Annotated in this window: 1 protein-coding gene; it reads right to left on the bottom strand. The window is 60.8% G+C overall.

All coding sequences use genetic code 11. The annotated features are described in order from the left end of the window. The coding region (locus EOA24_RS39685) for a ThuA domain-containing protein (RefSeq protein WP_127410913.1) at positions 1-542 on the bottom strand (542 nt) is incomplete at its 3' end. Positions 543-873: the final 331 nt, after the last annotated feature.

Below are 873 nucleotides of genomic sequence, written 5' to 3'. Positions count from 1 at the left end.
CCCTTGCCGTGCCTGCGCTTCCACACCACCGGCATGACGACGCCGTCGATCCACGGCGCGTGTGAACCGGAGAAAGTGGTGGTCGCCAGCACCTCGTTCGAAGGATCGACATGCATGTAATACTGCTCGGACCGGTAGGGGAAATCCTCGATGCCTCGCATGATCGGGTCGTCGCCCCGCGTCACATTCACATGATAGTCGATGATGTTGCCGGGATGCGCGACCCATTGCCCACCGCACATGAACTGGTATTCGGGCGATTCGCGAAATGCGTCGGCCATGCCGCCATGGTACCCGCCAAGGCCGACGCCGTTTTCGACCGCTTTCGTCAGATTGGCTTCTTCCGCCTTGGTAAGCTTGGACATCGTGTAGATCGGCACGATCAGGCTGAGCTCGGCGATCGCCGGGTCGGCGAAGACCGCGGTCGTGTTCTCGACGCGCACGGCAAAGCCTTCCTCCTCGAGCATCGCCTTGACGACGCGGGCGCCGGCTTCGGGCTCATGGCCCTCCCAGCCGCCCCATACGATCAGCGCCTGCCGCATCTTTCTCTCCGTCGGTTTGGTTGCATTCATTCGAGATCGCCAAGGGCGAATAGTTACCGAGTTTTCGGACGTAAACGCATGTCAGCAAAGAAAGCCCGAGGCGAGCCGGCCCACAAGTGGGCATTTGGGAACGCGGGCACGCCTTCGCCAGTTCACCCGTTAGGCGTTACCCGAAAAAAGCCGGCGGAGTGGTGACATCCCGGTCGCAGGAACCAGATTGAGTTGAGGGCCATTGGTGGCCATCACGAACTTGCAGGAGCATGATCATGATTCTCGCCTTCGGCGCGCAGGAGATTTTGCAGGCAGTGTCATTCCCGCCCTTGCTACGCGA

The sequence above is a fragment of the Mesorhizobium sp. M2A.F.Ca.ET.039.01.1.1 genome, assembly GCF_003998035.1.
GTDB lineage: Bacteria > Pseudomonadota > Alphaproteobacteria > Rhizobiales > Rhizobiaceae > Mesorhizobium.
Note: the sequence above shows the minus strand (reverse complement) of the source record. Positions and strands in the feature narration are given on the sequence as shown.